The sequence below is a fragment of the Allobosea sp. 01N443 genome, assembly GCF_056399325.1.
Genome location: NZ_JBFTRC010000014.1, coordinates 1 through 17455, shown reverse-complemented (window position 1 = coordinate 17455; position 17455 = coordinate 1). Strand labels below are relative to the sequence as shown.

The window sequence follows — 17455 nt, the reverse complement described above, 5'->3', positions numbered from 1 at the left end:
GGAAGGCGGACATGACGAAACGCCTCGGCATCGGCTTGATCGCCCATGACCGCAAGAAGCCCGATCTTGCGGCCTGGGTGACGCGAAACATCCAGGTTCTGAGCGCGCATCGGCTTGTGGCCACGGCGACGACGGGTTCTGTGCTGAAGCAGAGCCACCCCGATGTCAGTGTCGAGACAGTGAAGAGTGGCCCGCTCGGCGGCGATCAGCAGATCGGAGCGATGATCGCCGAGGGGAAGATCGACGTGCTGATCTTCTTCCCCGATCCGCTTGCCGCCATGCCCCATGACGTGGACGTCAAGGCGCTGCTTCGCCTCGTTCTGGTCTACGATATCCCGGCCGCGTTCAGCCCAAGCACGGCCGACGCATTGATCATGTCGGACGTGTTCTCTCCCGCACGGCGGCGGTAGTCGGCTTCGGGTTCGCCCATCTCGCGATGGTCAGCGCCTTCGACACGCGCTCCATGTAGAGAAACAGCACCGGCGTGATGAAGAGCGTCAGCACCTGCGAGATCAGCAGTCCGCCGACCACCGCGATGCCGAGAGGTTGACGCAGCTCGGCGCTGGCGCCGGCGCCGAGTGCGATCGGCAAGGTGCCCATCAGCGCCGCCAGCGTCGTCATCAGGATCGGGCGGAAGCGCATCAGACAGGCGCGGTGGATCGCATCCTGAGAGGGCACGCCCTCGCGTTGCAGCACGAGCGCGACATCGATCATCATGATCGCGTTCTTCTTGACGATGCCGATCAGCATCAGCATGCCGATGATCGCGATCACCGACAGGTCGAGGCCGAAGAGACGCAGCGCGGCCAGGGCGCCGATGGCCGCCGATGGCAGGCCGGTCAGGATCGTCAGCGGATGGATGAAGCTCTCATAGAGGATGCCGAGCACGATATAGATCGTCAGGATCGCGCCGGCGATCAGCAGGCCCTGGTTGGCGAGCGAATCCTGGAAGGTCTTGGCGGTGCCGGCAAGCGTCGTCGAGAGCGTCGTCGGTAACCCAAGCTCCGTCTTGATGGTGTTGATCCTGGTCACGCTGTCGCCGAGCGCGACGCCCGCAGGGAGGTTGTAGGAAATGGTCACCGCCGGAAGCTGGCCGAGCTGGTTCACCGTCAGCTGCCCCGCCGTGCGCTCGACGCGGGTGAAGGAGCCGAGCGGGACAAGCAGGCCATTGCTGGCGCGCACGCGGATCGCGTCGAGCTTGTCGGCCGTCCAGCCAAGAGCGGGGTCGAACTCGACAACCACCTCATAGCTGTCTCCGGTGGTGAAGATGGTCGAGACCTGACGAACGCCAAAGCCGGAATACAGCGTCGAGCGCAGGGTGTCGGCGCCGATCTGCAGTGAGTTTGCCTTGTCGCGGTCGATGACCAGGGTCGCTTGCAGGGCGTTGTTCTGGAGATCGGTGGTGACGTCGGTGAAGGTCGCGCGATCCTGGCTCATCGCATCGGCGAGCTTCAGCGCCCAATCGTTCATCTGCGTCTGGTCGAGGCCTTGCACCACGAGCTGATATTGGCTCTTGGAGGCGCGCGCGCCGATATTGAGGTTCTGAACCGGTGTCATGAAGGCGTTGATGCCGGCGACCTGTGCGAGCTGCCTGCGCAGGTCGGAGAGCACGGTCTGCAGCGCAGGACGTTCGGTTCTCGGCTTCAACTCGACGAAGAGGCGCCCGGCATTGAGCGCGCCGCTGCCGCCACCGCCGCCTCCGCCTCCGACTGAGGACGCGACATGGCTGACATAGGGCGAGTTGCGGAAGACGTCGGCAACCTCCTTCTGCAGCCTTTGCATCGCGGGGAATGAGATATCCTGCCTCGCTTCCGTCGCGACCTGGAGCTGACCTATATCCTCTTGCGGGAAGAAACCTTTGGGCGCGGTCTGGAAGAGCCAGACCGTGCCGATCACTGTTGCGAAGAAGGCAGCAAGCATCAGCGGCTGCACACGCAGACAGAGAGTCAGCGCGCGGTCATAGCCGCGGAGCACGCTCTCAAAGCCGCGTTCGAGCACATGGCCAAGGCCGTGCTCGGGAGCGTGCTGGTCGGCGTTGGTCAACAGCCGCGAGCAGAGCATCGGCGTCAGTGTCAGGGACACGAAGGCCGAGGCGAGGATCGCGACGGTGACGACCACCGCGAACTCGTTGAAGATCCGGCCAATGACACCACCCATCAACAGCACGGGGATGAAGACCGCGACAAGCGAGAGCGAGATCGAGATGATGGTGAAGCCGATTTCGCGCGAGCCCTTGAGAGCTGCGTCAAAGGCTGAGAGCCCATCCTCTTCCATGTGCCGCACGATGTTCTCGAGCATGACGATGGCGTCGTCGACGACGAGGCCGACCGAGAGCGTCAGGCCAAGCAGCGAGATGTTGTCGATGGAGAAGCCGAGCACATACATCGCCGCGAGCGTTGATATGATCGAGATCGGCACGGCAACTGCCGGGATCAGGGTCGCGGTGAGCCTTCTCAGGAAGACGAAGATCACCATGATGACCAGAACGATGGTCAGCCCCAGCGTGAACTGAACATCCTCGACCGCGGCGCGGATCGAGGTCGAGCGGTCATTGAGCTGCGCCAGTTGCGCTGCCGCCGGCAACTGCTCGCGGAACGCCGGCAGCATGGCCTTGACCCTGTCGACGACGTCGACGGTGTTGGCATCGGGCTGGCGCTGCACTGCGAGCACGACGGCCGGCATGCCGTCATAGGTGCTGGCTGTCTGCGTATTCTCGACCGAGTCGATCACCTTCGCGACATCGCCGAGGCGCACGGGCTTGCCGTTGCGCGTGGCGATGATGACATCGGCGAACTGGGCTGCATTTGCGAGCTGTGTGCTGGCCTGGATCGTCAGCTGCTGCCGGTCGTTCTGCACCGTGCCGACCGGAGAATTGTCGTTGGCGGAGGTGATCGCATTCTGCAAGGTGTCGACGCCGATGCCGCGAGCCGCCAGCGCGGTCGGGTCGATGCGGATGCGCACCGCATATTTCTGGCTGCCGAAGATCAGGACCTGCGCAACGCCGTCGACAGTCGACAGGGCAGGCGAGATCACCTGCTGTGCGAAAGCATCGAGTTGCGAGAGCGGGATGATATCGCTCTTCAGCGCGAGCAGGATGATCGGCGCGTCGGCCGGGTTCACCTTGCGATAGCTCGGCGGCGCGGTCATCTCGATCGGCAGCTGCTTCTGGGCGCGCGCAATCGCGGCCTGCACATCGGCGGCGGCGGCATCGATGTTGCGATTGAGTACGAACTGGATGGCAATCGAGGTTGCGCCCTGGGAATTTGTCGTCGCAATGCTGTCGATGCCGGCGATCGTGGCGAACTGTTTGATCAAGGGCGTCGCGACCGAGGTCGCCATGGTGTCKGGAGAGGCGCCGGGCAGTTGCGCCGAGACGTTCACCACCGGGAATTCGGCGCGGGGYAGGGCCGCGACCGGCAGGAAGCGATAGGCGAAGAGCCCTGCGAGGACCAGCGAGACCGACATCAGGATGGTCGCCACGGGGTGGCGGATGCAGAAGCCAGAGATGCTCATGACCGACCTCCGTCGGCGATGGTCTCCTTGCCTGCCGCGGGCTTGGTATCCGCTCCGGGGGGAGCGCGCTCGCGGACGCGGGTTCCGGGCTTGAGCCGCATCTGGCCGTCGACGACCACGCGCTCGCCTGCCGCAACACCGTCCGTGATCACCGTCCTGTCGCCATCGACGAGGGCGATGCTGACCTGCCTCAGGTCGGTCGTGTCGTCCGGCTTGATGACATAGACATAGGAGCCCTTCTGCCCCACCTGCACGGCGACCGTCGGAATGATCGTGGCATTGTCGAGCCTGTCGGCCTCGACTGCGACATCGACATACTGGCCTGGCCAGAGCGAGAGGTCGGCATTGGCGAAAGCAGCCTTGGCCGCGATGGTGCCGGAAGCGATGTCCACACTGGAATCGACGAAGGTGAGGGTTCCTTCTGCCGGCGGGCGCGGCGAGTCGGCGGGTTTCGCGGTGACCTTGAGAACCTTGCCGGCCGTGAGCGCCGCTTGCAGCATGGGTACCTCGCGTTCGGGCAAGGTGAAGGCGACGCGGATCGGCTTGACCTGCGTGATCGTGACGAGGCCCGGGCCCGCGCTGTTGGCGCTGACGAGATTGCCCGGCGTGACCAGCACGGCGCCCGCTCGTCCATCGATCGGTGAGGTGATCTTGCTATAGCTCAGCTTGAGCATGTCTGACTCAAGCGCTGCCTTGTCCGCCAGGATCGTCGCGGCTGCCGTCTTCTCATCGGCAATACCCTGGTCCACGGATTGCTGCGTGCCGGCGTTCTTCGCCAGCAATTGCTGGAAGCGGGCAAGGTCGGCCTGGGCACGGTCATGGGTCGCCTGGTCGCGGGCGAGAGCAGCCTGATCCCTGGCAATCTGAGTGCGCAGATCGCGGTCGTCGAGTGTGAAGAGCAGGTCGCCGGCCCTAACGAATTGCCCGTCCTTGACGTGCTGCTCCATGATCTGGCTGTCGAGCCGCGATTTGACGGTGACGATCGCAGGGGATTCGACGAAGCCGATAGCCCGCTTATGTACGGGGACGTCGTCCGTTGTCGCCTTGGCGGTCACGACCGAAACGGGTGCTTCGCTGCGCGTCGTGGTGGCGCGGGAGCCGCCGTCCTTGCCCTGGTTTGCGCTTGGGAGCTTCAGCCACAGGCCGGCGCCAACGGCGCCCATGGCCAGCATGGCGATCACCCAGAGTGATTTTGAGCCTTTCATCGAGCCTACTCCGCGCAACTCAAAGGGCGCCGCCAGCGGGCGCGCGACGCGCGGCCAGCTTCGCCTCGGCGCGCTCCGGGGCTCCGTGCCTCAGCCTGTCCCGGACAGATGCGAGTGTCGCCAGGGTCGTCGAGAGAGAAGGTTCGTCGATACTGTCGAGTACCTCGCCGGCGATCTCTGCGCGCAGCGCATCGAGATCGTCGACGAGCTTTCGACCCGCGGAGGTCAGGTGCAGGAGCCGTGCGCGCCGATCCTGGGGATCAAGGCGGCGCTCGACGAGTTCCTGGCTTTCCAGGCGGTCAAGCAGGCGTGTCAACGAGATCGGTTGCAGCTCGAGCATCTCGGCGAGCGTGGCCTGATTGAGACCTTCCGCGCGGCGCAGACGAGCCAGCACGCTCCATTGCGCGCGGGTCGTGCCATTTTCCCGTGCGCGCTGGTCGACATAGCTGCGCAGTTGCCGGGAGGTCTCGAGAAGCTGGAAAACGAGTTCGCGCTTGAGTGGGCGCCGCATGCTCAGGCCTCCATATCATAAGCTAGCTCATGGTATGGAGGCGATTGCGGCATTTCGGCGTTGCGGTGGTGGAGATTTGAAGTCGAACCCGATGTCAGGATGCAGGGGGAGGAGGTTGCGGCACCCGGGCCGGCTTCGACTGCCCGACATGACACGCCAGTTCCGAGAAGGAGAGCGGGGCGTCCCCGGTATTCCTCAAGGCGGCGCTCAGAAAGCGCACGGGGAATGTGACGGCGTCGGCATTGCTCTCCCGGAGTTGGCCCATGCGTCTGTGGTCGGAGCGGAGACTCGTTTCCGCACGGTCCAGGGCCCACTCGACCTCGGCTTCCTCGACAAGTCCCTTGCGAACCAGCAGGCGCGTGAGTTCGGCTACGGCGACAAGCAGGCCTTCTAGCTGCAGGTTGGCTGTATTCATCGCGAACTCCCATCTGGACCGTGGGCTGCGAGGCCGGCGGCGGCCGCCACCTCAAGTCTGGTCAAAACCCGCCTATGCCTGGTGGCAAGGCTCGGACAGCGCAGACGATCCTACGCTCAACTCAGGCCGGGGCGAAGCAGCAAGCAGGAAGCAGCGCGAGCCTTCGTAACGAAGGGCGCCTTTCACACCAAAGAGCAGACGAGAATTCAGCTCGAGGCTTCGATGCCTGCGATGGTGATCAGCCCAGCCAAGGCTAGCCCTGACCAGACAAACTCAGCGAAAAATCCGTGGGTGGGAATACTCCCGGTGAGGACCGAAACGATGCCTCCGCAAAGGACGACTGCCGAGGCGAACACCACGCCATTCATGACCGCAACCTCCCGCATTTCGCCGCAAACGCCGCAGCGACGCAAAGGTTCCGCCTGCCGTCGGAATTTTTCTCGCGGCGGCCGGAAAAGAACCCGGGCGGAGCGTCAGAGGAGGGAAGGGCAAGTTCACGTTCGTTCGGCATGACGGATTCTTGTGCGGTGATCGTGCGGCAGATTTGGGTTTTTTGGCTGCATTCCCCGACGGCAAACGGCAATTGAGAATTGGTTGCTCGTATCTAGAGGCTGTTCGTAAAGAATCTTCCAAATCGATCGTTCGTTTAAACAGACAATTCTATTGACCGGAGCCGGTCCAAGCTCGATGCTTTCTGCACGATCTCAGGCGGTCTTCGTAAGCGGCGAAGGTTCGCTCGACCAGTCGTGAGAGCGTTATCGCGGACGTTCCCTGCCCGAACGTTCGCAATTCTGCGGCGAATCTGCCTCAGTGCTTTGGTGCCATACTTCTCAATACTGCCTCACGGACATCCGGATCATGCCGACGACTGCCAATGACCGCGCCGCTGACCATGCGATCGATCCACTCTTTCTCGAACGCTGGTCGCCTCGTGCATTCAGTGACGATGAGATCAGCGAAGCCGAGTTGCTCTCTCTGTTCGAAGCCGCGCGCTGGGCGCCATCCTCGTACAATTCCCAGCCCTGGCGTTTCATCTATGCCCGCCGTGCCTCCGCCCATTGGCATCGGCTGCTAGGCCTGCTGAATGCGTTCAATGCGTCATGGGCCAAGGACTCGGCGGCACTCGTCGTGATCGTCTCGAAGTCGACGCTTGCCGTTCCGGGCAAGGTCGAGGAAATCGCCTCCCACACTCATTCCTTCGATGCCGGTGCGGCCTGGGCCCATCTCGCATTGCAGGCGACCCGCTCGGGCTGGCAGGCGCATGGCATGGCGGGGCTCGATCTTGAGTGGGCTGCGGTGGAGTTGAATGTTCCCGGCGGCTATCGGGTCGAGGCGGCCGTCGCCATTGGCAAGGTGGGCGACAAGGCGCAATTGCCCGAGGCACTGCAGGCCCGCGAGGTTCCGAGCCAGCGCAATCCGCTTTCGACCAGTGTCTTCGAAGGCGCCTTCCCGGCTGGCTGAGGGGACGAGATGAGCGGTCTTCATTCGCCTGACCGCCTTCGCGTCGGGGTCCATGCCAACAACCTACATCTGCGCCTCGCGCGGCTGCTCGCGGAGAGGGAGGGCGATCAGCGCTGGGCGTTCGTCGACTATGCCGATGGCCGCGCGACCGGAGAACTGCTCGCCGGCGGCGAGATCGAACTCGGCGGCACCGGCTCGACGCCCCCGCTGACCGCGCAAGATCTGGGGCTCGAGGCGGTCTATCTCGCGGCAACCGCGCCCGGCCAATGGTGCCATCCTGAGGCGGAAGGACGAGGCTGAGGTCGCATTGGCAGGCCTCAAAGGCTGCCGGATCGCCCTCGTCGAGGGCTCGTTCCATACCTATCTGCTGGCGCATCTCGCCGAACGGGCTGGCCTGGGCCTTGCGGATTTCAACCGCATCGATCTTTCGCCAGTGGCTTCGGCAAGGGCTCTGCGGCAGGGCGAGGTCGCGGCCTGGATCGCGATGGATCCTCACCTGCCTGTGGAGCTGGATCGAGGCGGGCTTGTCGCCATGGCGGATACGCGAGGCGTCATCCCAAATCGCTCTCTGTTCTGGACGCATCGTCCGGTCCTCGATCGGCGGCCGAACCAGATCGCCGCCTTCCACAAGCACATCGCGCGCATCGCGCGCTTCGTTGAGGACCATGCAGAAGCGGCTGCTCGCCAGCTCTCGGCATCGGGGGATGTCGATGAAGCGCAATGGCTCGCCGTTCTGCGCTCGCGCGATTGGCGCACCTCTGCGATCGACGCCGCCGTTCTGGCCGAACAGGAGCAGGAGGCCGCCTGCCTCGTCCGCCATGGCATTCTTCGGCGAGCGCTCGGCCTCTCCCGGTTCGAAGACGCCGCCGCTTCGGCTTAGGCATCACTGCAAATCATGAGACAAAGCCTATGAATGTGCTCTGGTATCTGACCGCCCCTGACGGCCGCTATCCCTGGAAGAAGGACGGCGCCCGCAAGATGGATCATGCCTATCTGCAGCAATTGGCGCGGGCCTATGATCATCTCGGCTTCACTGGCGCGCTGCTGGCGACCGGTGCGCATGACGTCTGGGTTCTCGGCGCATCGCTGCTGCCCTTCACTGAGCGAATGCGCTTCCTGACGGCGATCCACCCCGGGCTGATCCCGCCGGTGCTGCTGGCCAAGATGGCCGCGACCTTCCAGGAATTCTCCAAGGGGCGGTTGCTGATCAACATCGTCTCGGGCGACGCCAAGATGCTCGGCGCCTATGGCATGATGCTGCCCCATGACGAGCGCTACGTGATGGCCGACGAATATCTCACTGTGTTCCGGCGCATCCTCGCCGGCGAAACGGTGACCTTCAAGGGACGCCATGTCGAGACGATCGAGGCCAAGCTCGCTCTCTCGGGTGCTGATCCGATGGTGCAGCCCGATCTCTGGTTCGGGGGCTCTTCCGAGGCTGCGATCGAGGTCGCTGCCAAGCATGTCGATACCTATCTGTCCTGGGGCGAAACCCCGGACGAGATGGCTGCAAAGGTCGGGCATGTGCGGGCGCGCGCCGCGGCCCATGGCCGCGAGTTGAACTATGGCATCCGGCTCTATGTGGTCGTCCGCGAGACCGACGAGGAGGCCTGGGCGGCGGCTCAGGATCTCCATGATCAGATGGACGACGCCGCCATCGCGGCCAATGCCCGTTTCGTGGCCGGCACGGATTCAGTCGGGCAACAGAAGATGACGGCACTGCATGGCGGGTTGAAGCCCAAATTCGCGCGTGACCTCGAGATTGCGCCAGGACTTTGGGCTGGGTTGGGGCTCGTGCGTCCCGGGCCCGGCACTGCAATCGTCGGCTCGCCCGAGACCGTGATCCGGACGTTGCGCGCCTATCAGGCGGCGGGCATCGAGACCTTCATTCTGTCCGGCATGCCGCTGCTCGAGGAAGCCTACCGCTTCGCCGAACTGGTCTTGCCGCATCTCGACGTGGCAAGAACTCCCCGGGCGGGCTCGGCCTTCACCTGGTCCAACCTGTTCGACCGCGACCTCTCAGCGAAAGCCGCAGGCTAAGTCATGATCCTCGACGAACGCACCTATGCCATCAAGCCCGCCCATGTGCGCGATTATCTCGACCTCTATGTCCGCGAAGGCATGGAACTGCAGGTCTCGCATCTCGGCCATCTGATCGGCTGGTTCACCACCGATACCGGCGTGGTCAACGAGGTCGTGCATATGTGGCGCTTCGAGGATGCCGGCGACCGCGAACGTCGGCGTGCCGCAATGGAAGCCGACCCTGCCTGGCAGGCCTTTCGCGCCAAGGCTGCGCCCTATGTTCTCGAGATGCGAAGCCGTATCCTGCGGCCGACCGCCTTTTCGCCCCTGCGCTAAGCTCCTGGCGAACGCGTGATGACAACCTTGGCTGATGTGAGGGCGGAAACGCCCGGGCTTTTGCGTCGCCCTGCCGCGCGCGCGCTGTCGCGCCTCGTCTCGGTCCTCGAGATTGCGGGCGCGGCGCTGCTCGCGATCCTGTTCAGCGTGGTCATTGCGGCTGTCATTCGTCGGTATGTCTTCGGCGGCGGCTTCGTCTGGTCGGACGAGTTGGCGATCTGGCTTCATGCCGCGCTGATCGCCATCGGAGCGCCGCTTGCCGCGACCAGCGCGCTTGCCATGCGGCTCGATGTCATCGTCAGGTTATTGCCGGCCTCGGGACAGCGAGGGGCGGCGATCCTGGCCGATGGTTTTGCCGTGCATGGCTCACTCGTGCTCGCGCTTGGCGGCGCCGGGGTCGCGGCGCAGGTCGGCGGCGTCTCGACCGTGCTGGGCTTGCCGGAGTCGCTGCGCTTCGGMGTCTTCGCGATCGGGGGCGGACTGACGCTGCTGGTCGTTCTGGCTCGCGCTGCCTTGGACCGCTCCTGGCTCTCGGCAGCGCTTTCGCTTGCGGTCGGGATCGGCTCCTACCTGCTGGCGCAGCAGGTCACCGGGCTCTTCGTCGAGCCACCGAGCCTCATCGCCGCCGGATTTGCCGGGCTTGGCCTGATCCTGGGCGCGCCTCTGCCATTCGCGCTGCTGGCCGGCGTCTCGCTGACAGGGGCCTTTGGCGGGCTGCTTCCCGAGCCAGCGATCGTGCAGAACACGGTCTCCGGGATCAGCAAGTTCCTGCTGCTCGCGGTCCCCTTTTTCCTGTTAGCGGGCGAGTTGCTGACCAAAGGCGGCCTTGCGGAACGGCTCGTGCGCTTTGCCGGGGCGCTCGTCGGGCACCTGCGGGCGGGCCTCGCCCAGACGGCGCTCGTCGCGAGCGTCCTGTTCTCAGGGGCGTCGGGTTCTTCGGTGGCGAATGCCGCCTTCGGGGCCAAGGTGATGGCGCCGACGCTGATCGCCCGTGGTTATCCGCCGGCGCAGGCTGGCGCGATCGTCGCCGGCGTCTCGATGCTGGACAATATCATCCCGCCCTCGATCGCGTTCCTGCTGCTGGCGACTGCGACAAACCTTTCGGTCGGCTCGCTTCTGGTTGGCGGTTTTATCGCTGGTGGGGTGTTGGCGCTGGCTCTCGCCATCGGCATTCATCTCAGCGTGCGCAATGTCGTCGACGCTGCGCCGAAGGCGACCGGTGTCGAGCGCGTGCGAAGCTTTGTCGGGGCGCTGCCCGCGATCGGACTCGGGATCGTCGTGGTGGTCGGCATCCGCTTCGGCGTGGTGACCGTGACGGAAGCGTCTGCGCTCGCGGTGGCCTATTCGTTGGTGACCTGCCTCGCGCTACGGAGCTTGAATGGTCGCACCGTCTTCGCCGCCTTGCGGAAATCGGCGACGGAGGCAGCGGCCGTCGGCCTGCTCATCGGAGCCTCCGCGCCGTTTGCCTTCATGCTCGCGGTCGACCGGGTCTCGGACCAGATGGCAGCCCTGGTGACCGCTCTCGGCGCCGGTCCCTATGCGGTGATCCTGCTCGCCAATCTCGTGCTGCTGGCGGCGGGGCTCTTCCTCGATATCGGCGCTGCGATCCTGCTGCTCGGTCCGCTGCTGTTGCCGGTCGCCGTCGCGGCCGGACTGGACCCGATCCAGTTCGGCGTCATCCTCGTCGTCAACCTGATGATCCACGGGCTGACGCCGCCGCTCGGCATCCTCGTCTATGTCGTCAGCGGCATCTTGCGCATTCCCGCGGGCTCGGTCTTCCGCGCTGTGCTGCCCTTGCTCGGCTCGCTGCTGGTGGCGCTCGCCGTTCTCTCGCTCGGTGCAGCCGTCTGGCCGTCGCTCCCGCTTTCCATCAAGGAGTTCTTCTGATGTCGTTGACCCGCCGCCAAGTCGCCGCAGGCCTGCTTGCCGCGCCCGCGCTCCTCTCGGCTCGTGCGGTCCATGCCGCTGGCCGGCCGGTGACCGTCGCCTCGCTCTTCGGCGAGGACAAGCCAGAGACGAAGATCTGGCGCAGGATCGCGGAGACGCTGAACAGGACCGCGCCCGGCCGCTTCGATCTGCGCATCGTCGGCAACGCGGCACTCGGCGGCGAGAAGGAGGTCGCGGAAGGGATCAGGCTCGGTTCGGTCCAGGCCTCGCTTTCGACGATCTCGGCGCTCTCCTCCTGGGTGCCGGACGGCCAGATCCTCGATCTGCCCTTCCTGTTCCGCGATCGTGGCCATCTCAAGCGCGTGCTTGATGGTGCGCTTGGCGCCGAACTCAAGGCGAAATACGAGGCGCAGGGTTTTGTCGTGCTCGGCTTCATCAATTACGGCGCGCGCCACCTGTTGGCGAAGGAGCCGTTGACGACGCCTGAATCGGTCAAGGGCAAGCGCATCCGCGTAATCCAGAGCCCGCTTCATACCGAGCTCTGGTCGGGACTCGGCGCCTATCCGACGCCGATTCCGATCCCCGAAACCTATAACGCGCTGAAAACCGGCGTCGTCGATGCCATGGACCTCACCAAATCGGCCTATGTCGGCTTCAAGCTGCACGAGGTCGTGCCCTATCTGATCGAGACCGGGCATATCTGGGCGAGCGGCGTCGTCTATGTCTCGGCGTCCTTCTGGAAGGGGCTTACGGCGGAGGATCGCAAGGCGCTGTCCGAGGCGGCAGCCGAAGGCACGTCCTATTTCGATGACCTCATCCTTGCCGACGAGGAGGCATCGATGGCCAAGGCGCAATCCGAGGGGGGCAAGCTCGTCCAACCGGAGGATCGTCCAGGCTGGGAGGCCGGTGCCCGCAAGGTCTGGATCTCATTCGCCCCGAAGCTCGGCGGCATCGAGAAGATCGAAGCGATCGCCAAGGTGGAGTGATCGCGCCCGCCTCGCTTTCTCAGGGATACTGGCGGGCCGTGCTGCTGAGGCTGCGTGAGGGATAGCGCAGCGAAACATCGAACGGATTGAGGCTCGCGCCGAGCGTCGCGGCCTCCCGCTGGAGAATCCGCGCGACATTCGGGCCCCGCTCGTCGCTGAGGCGCTCCGCCAGAGTGCCGATGCTGAGCGCCGCGACGGCGCGGCCTTCTGCATCGAAGACCGGCACGCCGAGGCCGGCCATGCCCGGGATCAGCCCGGTATTGAGGCTGACCCAGCCCAGCTCGCGTGCCTCGGCCAGCGCGATGCGCAGGCCGGCCTCGTCCAGAAAGCCGCGATCGAGCAGACGCGGGATATTGAAGCGGATCACGGCCTCGCGTTCGTCCTCGGGAAGATGCGCGAGAATGGCGAGGCTGCCCTGTCCAATGCCGAGCGGCACCTTGCCGCCGATATCGCCCGTGAAGGACCGGATCGGGAAGGGGCCTTCGACCCGATCGAGGCAGACAGCATCGTAGCCGTTGCGGACCAGCAGGAAGATGGTGTCGTGCAGCGTCGCCGAGAGGCGCAGCAGTACCGGCCGTGCAAGATCGCGCAATCCGCTGGCCTGGCCGGCGCGGGCCGCCAGCACGAAGAAGTCCAGGGCCAGCCGGTAACGCTTCCCACCGGTGACCTGCTCGGCGAAACCTTCCGCGATCAGGTCCTGCAAGGCGCGATGCGCCGTCGGCTGGCTGCAGCCTGCCGCCTCGGAGAGGTCCTTCAGGCGTATGCCGGCGGGATCTGCTGCCGCGAGGATGCGCAGGAGACCGAGCGCGCGACGCAGGCTCGATGTCGCTTCGGCTGAATCGTTCATTCGGTTGTCCGAATTTGCATTTCGATGTCCTTTAGAAAATTCCATATGTCGAAATTAAGTCAAATGAAATTATCTTCTATGAAATTATAAATTGACGAATTCGTGCCCCTGCCGCCTCCTTGCGCCGTTGCAGATCGGCGCCCCGTTCGATGCTCCCGGGGTGTCTACCAGGCGAGGTGGAGATGGGCTTCCTGACGCTGGCGTCGCTGAGCAAGGTCTATGGCGATCACGCCGCGGTGCGCGATGTCGACCTCAGCGTCGCCAAGGGCGAGTTCGTTTCGCTGCTCGGTCCGTCCGGCTGCGGCAAGACCACGACGCTTCAGATGATCGCCGGCCTCGTCGAACCGACAGGCGGAAAGATCGCTCTCGACGGGCGCGACATCACCCGTGAGAAGCCGAACACGCGCGGTCTCGGCATCGTCTTCCAGAGCTATGCACTGTTTCCGCACATGACCGTGGCGCAGAACGTCGCCTTCGGCCTGGAGATGCGCAAGGTCGCCCGCGCCGAGCGCGACGAGCGCGTCAAGACGATGCTCGGGCTGGTGCATCTGGCCCAGCTTGCCGACCGATATCCGCGCCAGCTTTCGGGCGGCCAGCGCCAGCGCGTCGCGATCGCGCGTGCACTGGTGATCGTGCCCCCGGTGCTGCTGCTCGACGAGCCGCTTTCCAATCTCGACGCCAAGCTGCGCGAGGAAATGCAGTTCGAACTGCGCCGGATCCAGCAGAGCGTCGGCACGACGACGATCATGGTCACGCATGACCAGGCGGAAGCCTTGTCGATCAGCGATCGGGTGGTCGTGATGGAGCAGGGTCGCATGACCCAGATCGATGCGCCCTACCGGCTCTATGAGCGCCCGGCTACGGCTTTCATCTCCTCCTTCGTCGRCAAGATGAACCGGCTGGACGGCATCTGGCGAGGGCACGGCCCCGCCGGAACACCGCAGATCAACGGCGTGTCCCTGCCTTGCGAGCAGGCGAGCTTCCCGGACGGCCAGACGGTCGCGCTCTCGCTGCGTCCTGAAAAGATCCTGCTGCGGTCGCAGGGCCAGGGCCGGCTCGACGGTACCATCGTCAATCGCTTCTTCCTCGGTAGCTACTGGCTCTTCACCGTCGAGACGCCGGTTGGAGCGCTCTCTGTCTCGGTTCCCAACCATGGCGAAGAGCCGGCAGGCGAGGGCGATGCCGTTGCACTGGACTGGACGCCTGCGAGCCTGCGGGTCGAGGCCGTTACCGCTACGACCGGAGCCGCGGCATGAGTCGGGCCCGCTCGGCGCTGACGCCCTGGCTGCTGGTCTCGCCCGGCGCCCTGCTGTTCCTGGCTCTGGTCATCGTCCCGCTGGTGCTGACGGTGATTTTGTCATTCCACGTCTATGACCACGGCACGGGCATCAAGAACGAATTCACGTTCGCCCACTACCTCGCGGTGGTCACGGACGATTATTATCTCGGTATCTTCTTGCGGACGCTGCGCGTGGCTGCTCTGACGACACTGCTCTGCGCGCTGATCGGTGTGCCCGAGGCCTATATCCTGGCGCGGATGCGCGATCCCTGGCGCTCCGTCTTCCTGCTGGTGATCATCGGGCCGCTGCTCGTCTCGGTGGTGGTGCGTGCCTTTGGCTGGAGCATGCTGCTTGGCTCGACCGGACTGGTGAACCAGGCACTCCAGGCGCTTGGGCTTGGCACCGTGAAGCTGCTCYACACCGAGACGGCGATCGTGATCGCGCTTGTCCACGTCATGCTGCCCTTCATGGTCATCCCGGTCTGGACTTCGCTGCAGAAGCTCGATCCTTCCGTCGAGGCTGCCGCCTGGACGCTTGGCGCCTCGCGTTTCACCGCGCTGCGCCGGGTGGTGATGCCGCAGGTCAGCATGGGCATGCTATCTGGCAGCCTGATCGTCTTCGGGCTCTCGGCCAGCGCCTTCGCGATCCCCGGCCTGCTTGGTGGCCGCCGGCTCAAGATGGCGGCGACGCTCGTCTATGACGAGTTCATGCATGAGCTGAACTGGCCGCTCGGCGCCACGATCGCGATCATCGTGCTCGTCGCGAACCTCATCATCATGCTGGCCTATAACCGCATGGTCGAAGCCCGCGCCCGCCGGACCCTGGGATAAGCGCCATGCAGAAAAATGGTCCGATCGCGCTCGCCTTCCACACGCTCGTCGTCGCCTTCGTGCTGGCGCCGCTGCTGGTCATCTGCCTCGTCGCTTTCACGCCCGAGAACACGCTCTCGATCCCGACCACCAGCTTCTCGCTGCGCTGGTTCCGCGAGATCTTCGTGCACCCGGATTTCGTCGCCTCCTTCGTCAACAGCCTGTGGCTCGCGACACTGTCGGCAACGATCGCGATCGCACTCGCCGTGCCGGCCGGGCTCGCCATCGACCGCTACGACTTTCCCGGCCGTGATGGGCTGAACGCGCTCTTCCTGTCGCCGCTGATCATCCCGCATCTCGTCCTGGGCGTGGCCTTCCTGCGGCTCTTCGCCCTGATCGGCGCGACCGGAAGCTTCACCTGGCTGGTGGTCAGCCATGTCATCATCGTCACGCCCTATGTGCTGCGGCTGGTCCTTGCGGCGCTCTCGGGCATGGATCGCAGTGCCGAGCAGGCGGCGATGACGCTCGGCGCCTCGCACTGGACGGTATTCCGCCGCGTCACCGCGCCGATGATCCTGCCGGGCATCACCGGCGGCTGGCTGCTCGCCTTCATCAACAGCTTCGACGAGCTGACGATGTCGATCTTCGTCACCTCGCCGGCGACCGTGACCTTGCCGGTCCGTATGTACATGTACGCGACCGAATCCATCGACCCGATGATGGCGGCGGTCTCGGCGCTGATGATCGCGCTGACGGCCGGCGCGATGCTGGTGCTCGACCGCGCGTTCGGGCTCGACAAGATCCTCGTCGGACAGAAGTGAGCGCGGACCGATGCCATTGCTTCACCGCATCGCACGCAAAAGCCACCCGGTCATCGCCTTCATTCTCKACGGCGAGCCTTGCGAGGGGCGGGCCGGAGACACCGTGCTGACCGCCATCCTCAATCGCAGCGAGGTGCTGCGGGTGAGCGAGTTCTCGGCTTCGCCGCGCGCCGGCTTCTGCCAGATGGGCGCCTGCCAGGATTGCTGGGTCCGTCTCGAAGGCGGGGCACGCCTGCGCGCCTGCACCACGGCGCTCGCCGCCGGCATGCGGATCGTGACAGCCAAGGGGAGGGTGGCGTGACGGCGCGTGCGCAACCGCTGATCGTTGGCGCCGGGCCCGCCGGCGTCCGGGCCGCCGAGGCACTGGTCAAGGCTGGCCTGCGACCGCTCGTCGTCGACGAGGCGCCCGCCTGCGGCGGTCAGATCTATCGCCAGAGGCTGGTTGCCGACGAACGCAGCAGCGCGGCGCTCTATGGCTCCGAAGCGTCGAAGGCCGAGCGGCTGCACAGCGATTTCGCCGCCCTTGCCGGACGGCTCGACTACTGGCCGCAGGCGCTGCTCTGGAACCTGCGGGACGGCCAGGCCGATATCGCAGTGGCAGGAACCAACCGGCAGATCGCCTATGATGGGTTGATCCTGGCAACCGGGGCGACCGATCGCATCCTGCCGATTCCGGGCTGGACCCTGCCGGGCGTCTTCACCCTCGGTGGTGCCCAGATCGCACTGAAGGCGCAAGGCTGCGCCATTGGCTCGCGCGTCGTCTTCCTCGGCTCCGGGCCGCTGCTCTATCTCGTCGCCTGGCAGTATCTGAAGGCTGGCGTCGACGTCGCCGCGGTGCTGGATACCGCTCCCTTCAACGCGAAGCTCAACCTGCTGCGCGGCCTTGCGCTCGAACCTGCGGTCATCTTGCGCGGCATGCGGATGACGGCCGAACTCAGGCTGCGCGGCGTCGCGCTGCATTATGGCGTGGAGGATGTCCGCGTCGAAGGGGACAGGCGCGTCGAGGCGATCCTGTGGCGCCAGGGCACGCGCTCGCGGAGGCTCTCCTGCGATGGCATCGGCTACGGCCTGGCGCTGCGCTCGGAAACCCAGCTCGCCGATCTCGCCGGTTGCCGCTTCGGGTTCGACGAGCGTGACCGTGCCTGGCTCCCTGAACGCGATGCGGCCGGTCGTGGCAGCGTGCCAGGCGTCTATCTCGCGGGTGACGGGGCTGCCATTGCGGGTGCCGATGCGGCGGAACTCGCGGGCGAGCGCGCCGGGCTAGCCCTGCTCGAGGATCGCGGCTTGCCGCATGACCCGGAGCGCGCCGAGGCCATTGGGCGCGCGCTTTCCCGCATCGGCCGCTTCCGCAATGTCCTCGAA

19 protein-coding genes are annotated in these 17455 nt (G+C 65.2%); 13 read left to right on the top strand and 6 right to left on the bottom strand.

The window, feature by feature from the left end:
• The first annotated feature begins 11 nt into the window (after positions 1–11).
• On the top strand, positions 12–410 hold the full coding sequence (locus tag AC1DRP_RS06350; protein ID WP_441505853.1) for a methylglyoxal synthase: 399 nt from the start codon (positions 12–14) through the stop codon (positions 408–410).
• On the opposite strand, the gene AC1DRP_RS06345 is transcribed toward AC1DRP_RS06350, so the two are convergent.
• The 5 genes from AC1DRP_RS06345 to AC1DRP_RS06325 all read right to left on the bottom strand — a co-directional run bounded on the left by AC1DRP_RS06345 (position 373) and on the right by AC1DRP_RS06325 (position 6012).
• Positions 373–3513, bottom strand: a complete 3141-nt coding sequence (locus AC1DRP_RS06345) for an efflux RND transporter permease subunit (protein ID WP_441505852.1) — start codon at positions 3511–3513, stop codon at positions 373–375. The two genes, AC1DRP_RS06350 and AC1DRP_RS06345, sit on opposite strands and share 38 nt — an antisense overlap.
• Positions 3510–4718 carry an efflux RND transporter periplasmic adaptor subunit gene (locus AC1DRP_RS06340; RefSeq protein WP_476768113.1) on the bottom strand — a complete coding sequence of 403 codons (1209 nt, stop codon included), beginning with the start codon at positions 4716–4718 and terminating at the stop codon, positions 3510–3512. Before AC1DRP_RS06340 ends, AC1DRP_RS06345 begins: the two co-directional genes overlap by 4 nt.
• A gap of 19 nt (positions 4719–4737) precedes the next feature.
• Positions 4738–5229, bottom strand: coding sequence for a MarR family winged helix-turn-helix transcriptional regulator (locus AC1DRP_RS06335; RefSeq protein WP_476768112.1), 492 nt, complete (start codon positions 5227–5229; stop codon positions 4738–4740).
• 94 nt (positions 5230–5323) lie between these two features.
• Positions 5324–5644, bottom strand: a complete 321-nt coding sequence (locus AC1DRP_RS06330; RefSeq protein WP_476768111.1) for a hypothetical protein — start codon at positions 5642–5644, stop codon at positions 5324–5326.
• Between the two features lie 206 nt (positions 5645–5850).
• Positions 5851–6012 carry a hypothetical protein gene (locus tag AC1DRP_RS06325; protein ID WP_441479381.1) on the bottom strand — a complete coding sequence of 54 codons (162 nt, stop codon included), beginning with the start codon at positions 6010–6012 and terminating at the stop codon, positions 5851–5853.
• 490 nt (positions 6013–6502) lie between these two features.
• Between AC1DRP_RS06325 and AC1DRP_RS06320 the strand changes: the two genes are divergently transcribed.
• Genes AC1DRP_RS06320 through AC1DRP_RS06290 form a run of 7 tightly spaced genes read left to right on the top strand, consistent with a single transcriptional unit; the run spans position 6503 to position 12336 of the window.
• Positions 6503–7105, top strand: a complete 603-nt coding sequence (locus AC1DRP_RS06320) for a nitroreductase family protein (protein ID WP_476768110.1) — start codon at positions 6503–6505, stop codon at positions 7103–7105.
• Between the two features lie 9 nt (positions 7106–7114).
• Entirely contained in the window at positions 7115–7405 is a 291-nt protein-coding gene (locus AC1DRP_RS06315; protein WP_476768109.1) for a hypothetical protein, read from the top strand.
• Positions 7406–7412: 7 nt separating this feature from the next.
• Positions 7413–7985: an ABC transporter substrate-binding protein gene (locus AC1DRP_RS06310; RefSeq protein ID WP_476768108.1), complete on the top strand. Its 573-nt coding sequence runs from the start codon at positions 7413–7415 to the stop codon at positions 7983–7985.
• 29 nt (positions 7986–8014) lie between these two features.
• Complete coding sequence (locus AC1DRP_RS06305) at positions 8015–9145, top strand: LLM class flavin-dependent oxidoreductase (RefSeq protein ID WP_476768107.1); 1131 nt, start codon at positions 8015–8017, stop codon at positions 9143–9145.
• 3 nt (positions 9146–9148) lie between these two features.
• A complete protein-coding gene (locus AC1DRP_RS06300; RefSeq protein WP_043235378.1) occupies positions 9149–9463 on the top strand; it encodes an NIPSNAP family protein in 315 nt (104 codons plus the stop codon).
• 18 nt (positions 9464–9481) lie between these two features.
• On the top strand, positions 9482–11350 hold the full coding sequence (locus tag AC1DRP_RS06295; RefSeq protein WP_476768106.1) for a TRAP transporter large permease: 1869 nt from the start codon (positions 9482–9484) through the stop codon (positions 11348–11350).
• The gene (locus AC1DRP_RS06290; protein ID WP_441489860.1) at positions 11350–12336 is read left to right on the top strand and encodes a TRAP transporter substrate-binding protein; all 987 of its coding nucleotides are present in this window, start codon (positions 11350–11352) and stop codon (positions 12334–12336) included. Before AC1DRP_RS06295 ends, AC1DRP_RS06290 begins: the two co-directional genes overlap by 1 nt.
• Before the next feature lie 19 nt (positions 12337–12355).
• Here AC1DRP_RS06290 and AC1DRP_RS06285 read toward each other — a convergent pair whose 3' ends face one another.
• Positions 12356–13183 carry an IclR family transcriptional regulator gene (locus tag AC1DRP_RS06285; RefSeq protein WP_441489861.1) on the bottom strand — a complete coding sequence of 276 codons (828 nt, stop codon included), beginning with the start codon at positions 13181–13183 and terminating at the stop codon, positions 12356–12358.
• A 182-nt stretch (positions 13184–13365) separates the two neighbouring features.
• Between AC1DRP_RS06285 and AC1DRP_RS06280 the strand changes: the two genes are divergently transcribed.
• From AC1DRP_RS06280 to AC1DRP_RS06260, 5 genes are all read left to right on the top strand, one after another.
• The gene (locus AC1DRP_RS06280) at positions 13366–14439 is read left to right on the top strand and encodes an ABC transporter ATP-binding protein (protein WP_476768105.1); all 1074 of its coding nucleotides are present in this window, start codon (positions 13366–13368) and stop codon (positions 14437–14439) included.
• A complete protein-coding gene (locus tag AC1DRP_RS06275) occupies positions 14436–15293 on the top strand; it encodes an ABC transporter permease (RefSeq protein WP_476768104.1) in 858 nt (285 codons plus the stop codon). Before AC1DRP_RS06280 ends, AC1DRP_RS06275 begins: the two co-directional genes overlap by 4 nt.
• Before the next feature lie 5 nt (positions 15294–15298).
• Positions 15299–16093: an ABC transporter permease gene (locus AC1DRP_RS06270; protein ID WP_113519132.1), complete on the top strand. Its 795-nt coding sequence runs from the start codon at positions 15299–15301 to the stop codon at positions 16091–16093.
• A gap of 10 nt (positions 16094–16103) precedes the next feature.
• Complete coding sequence (locus AC1DRP_RS06265; RefSeq protein ID WP_476768103.1) at positions 16104–16394, top strand: (2Fe-2S)-binding protein; 291 nt, start codon at positions 16104–16106, stop codon at positions 16392–16394.
• The coding region (locus AC1DRP_RS06260) for an NAD(P)/FAD-dependent oxidoreductase (protein ID WP_476768102.1) at positions 16391–17455 on the top strand (1065 nt) is incomplete at its 3' end. The genes AC1DRP_RS06265 and AC1DRP_RS06260, both read left to right, overlap by 4 nt.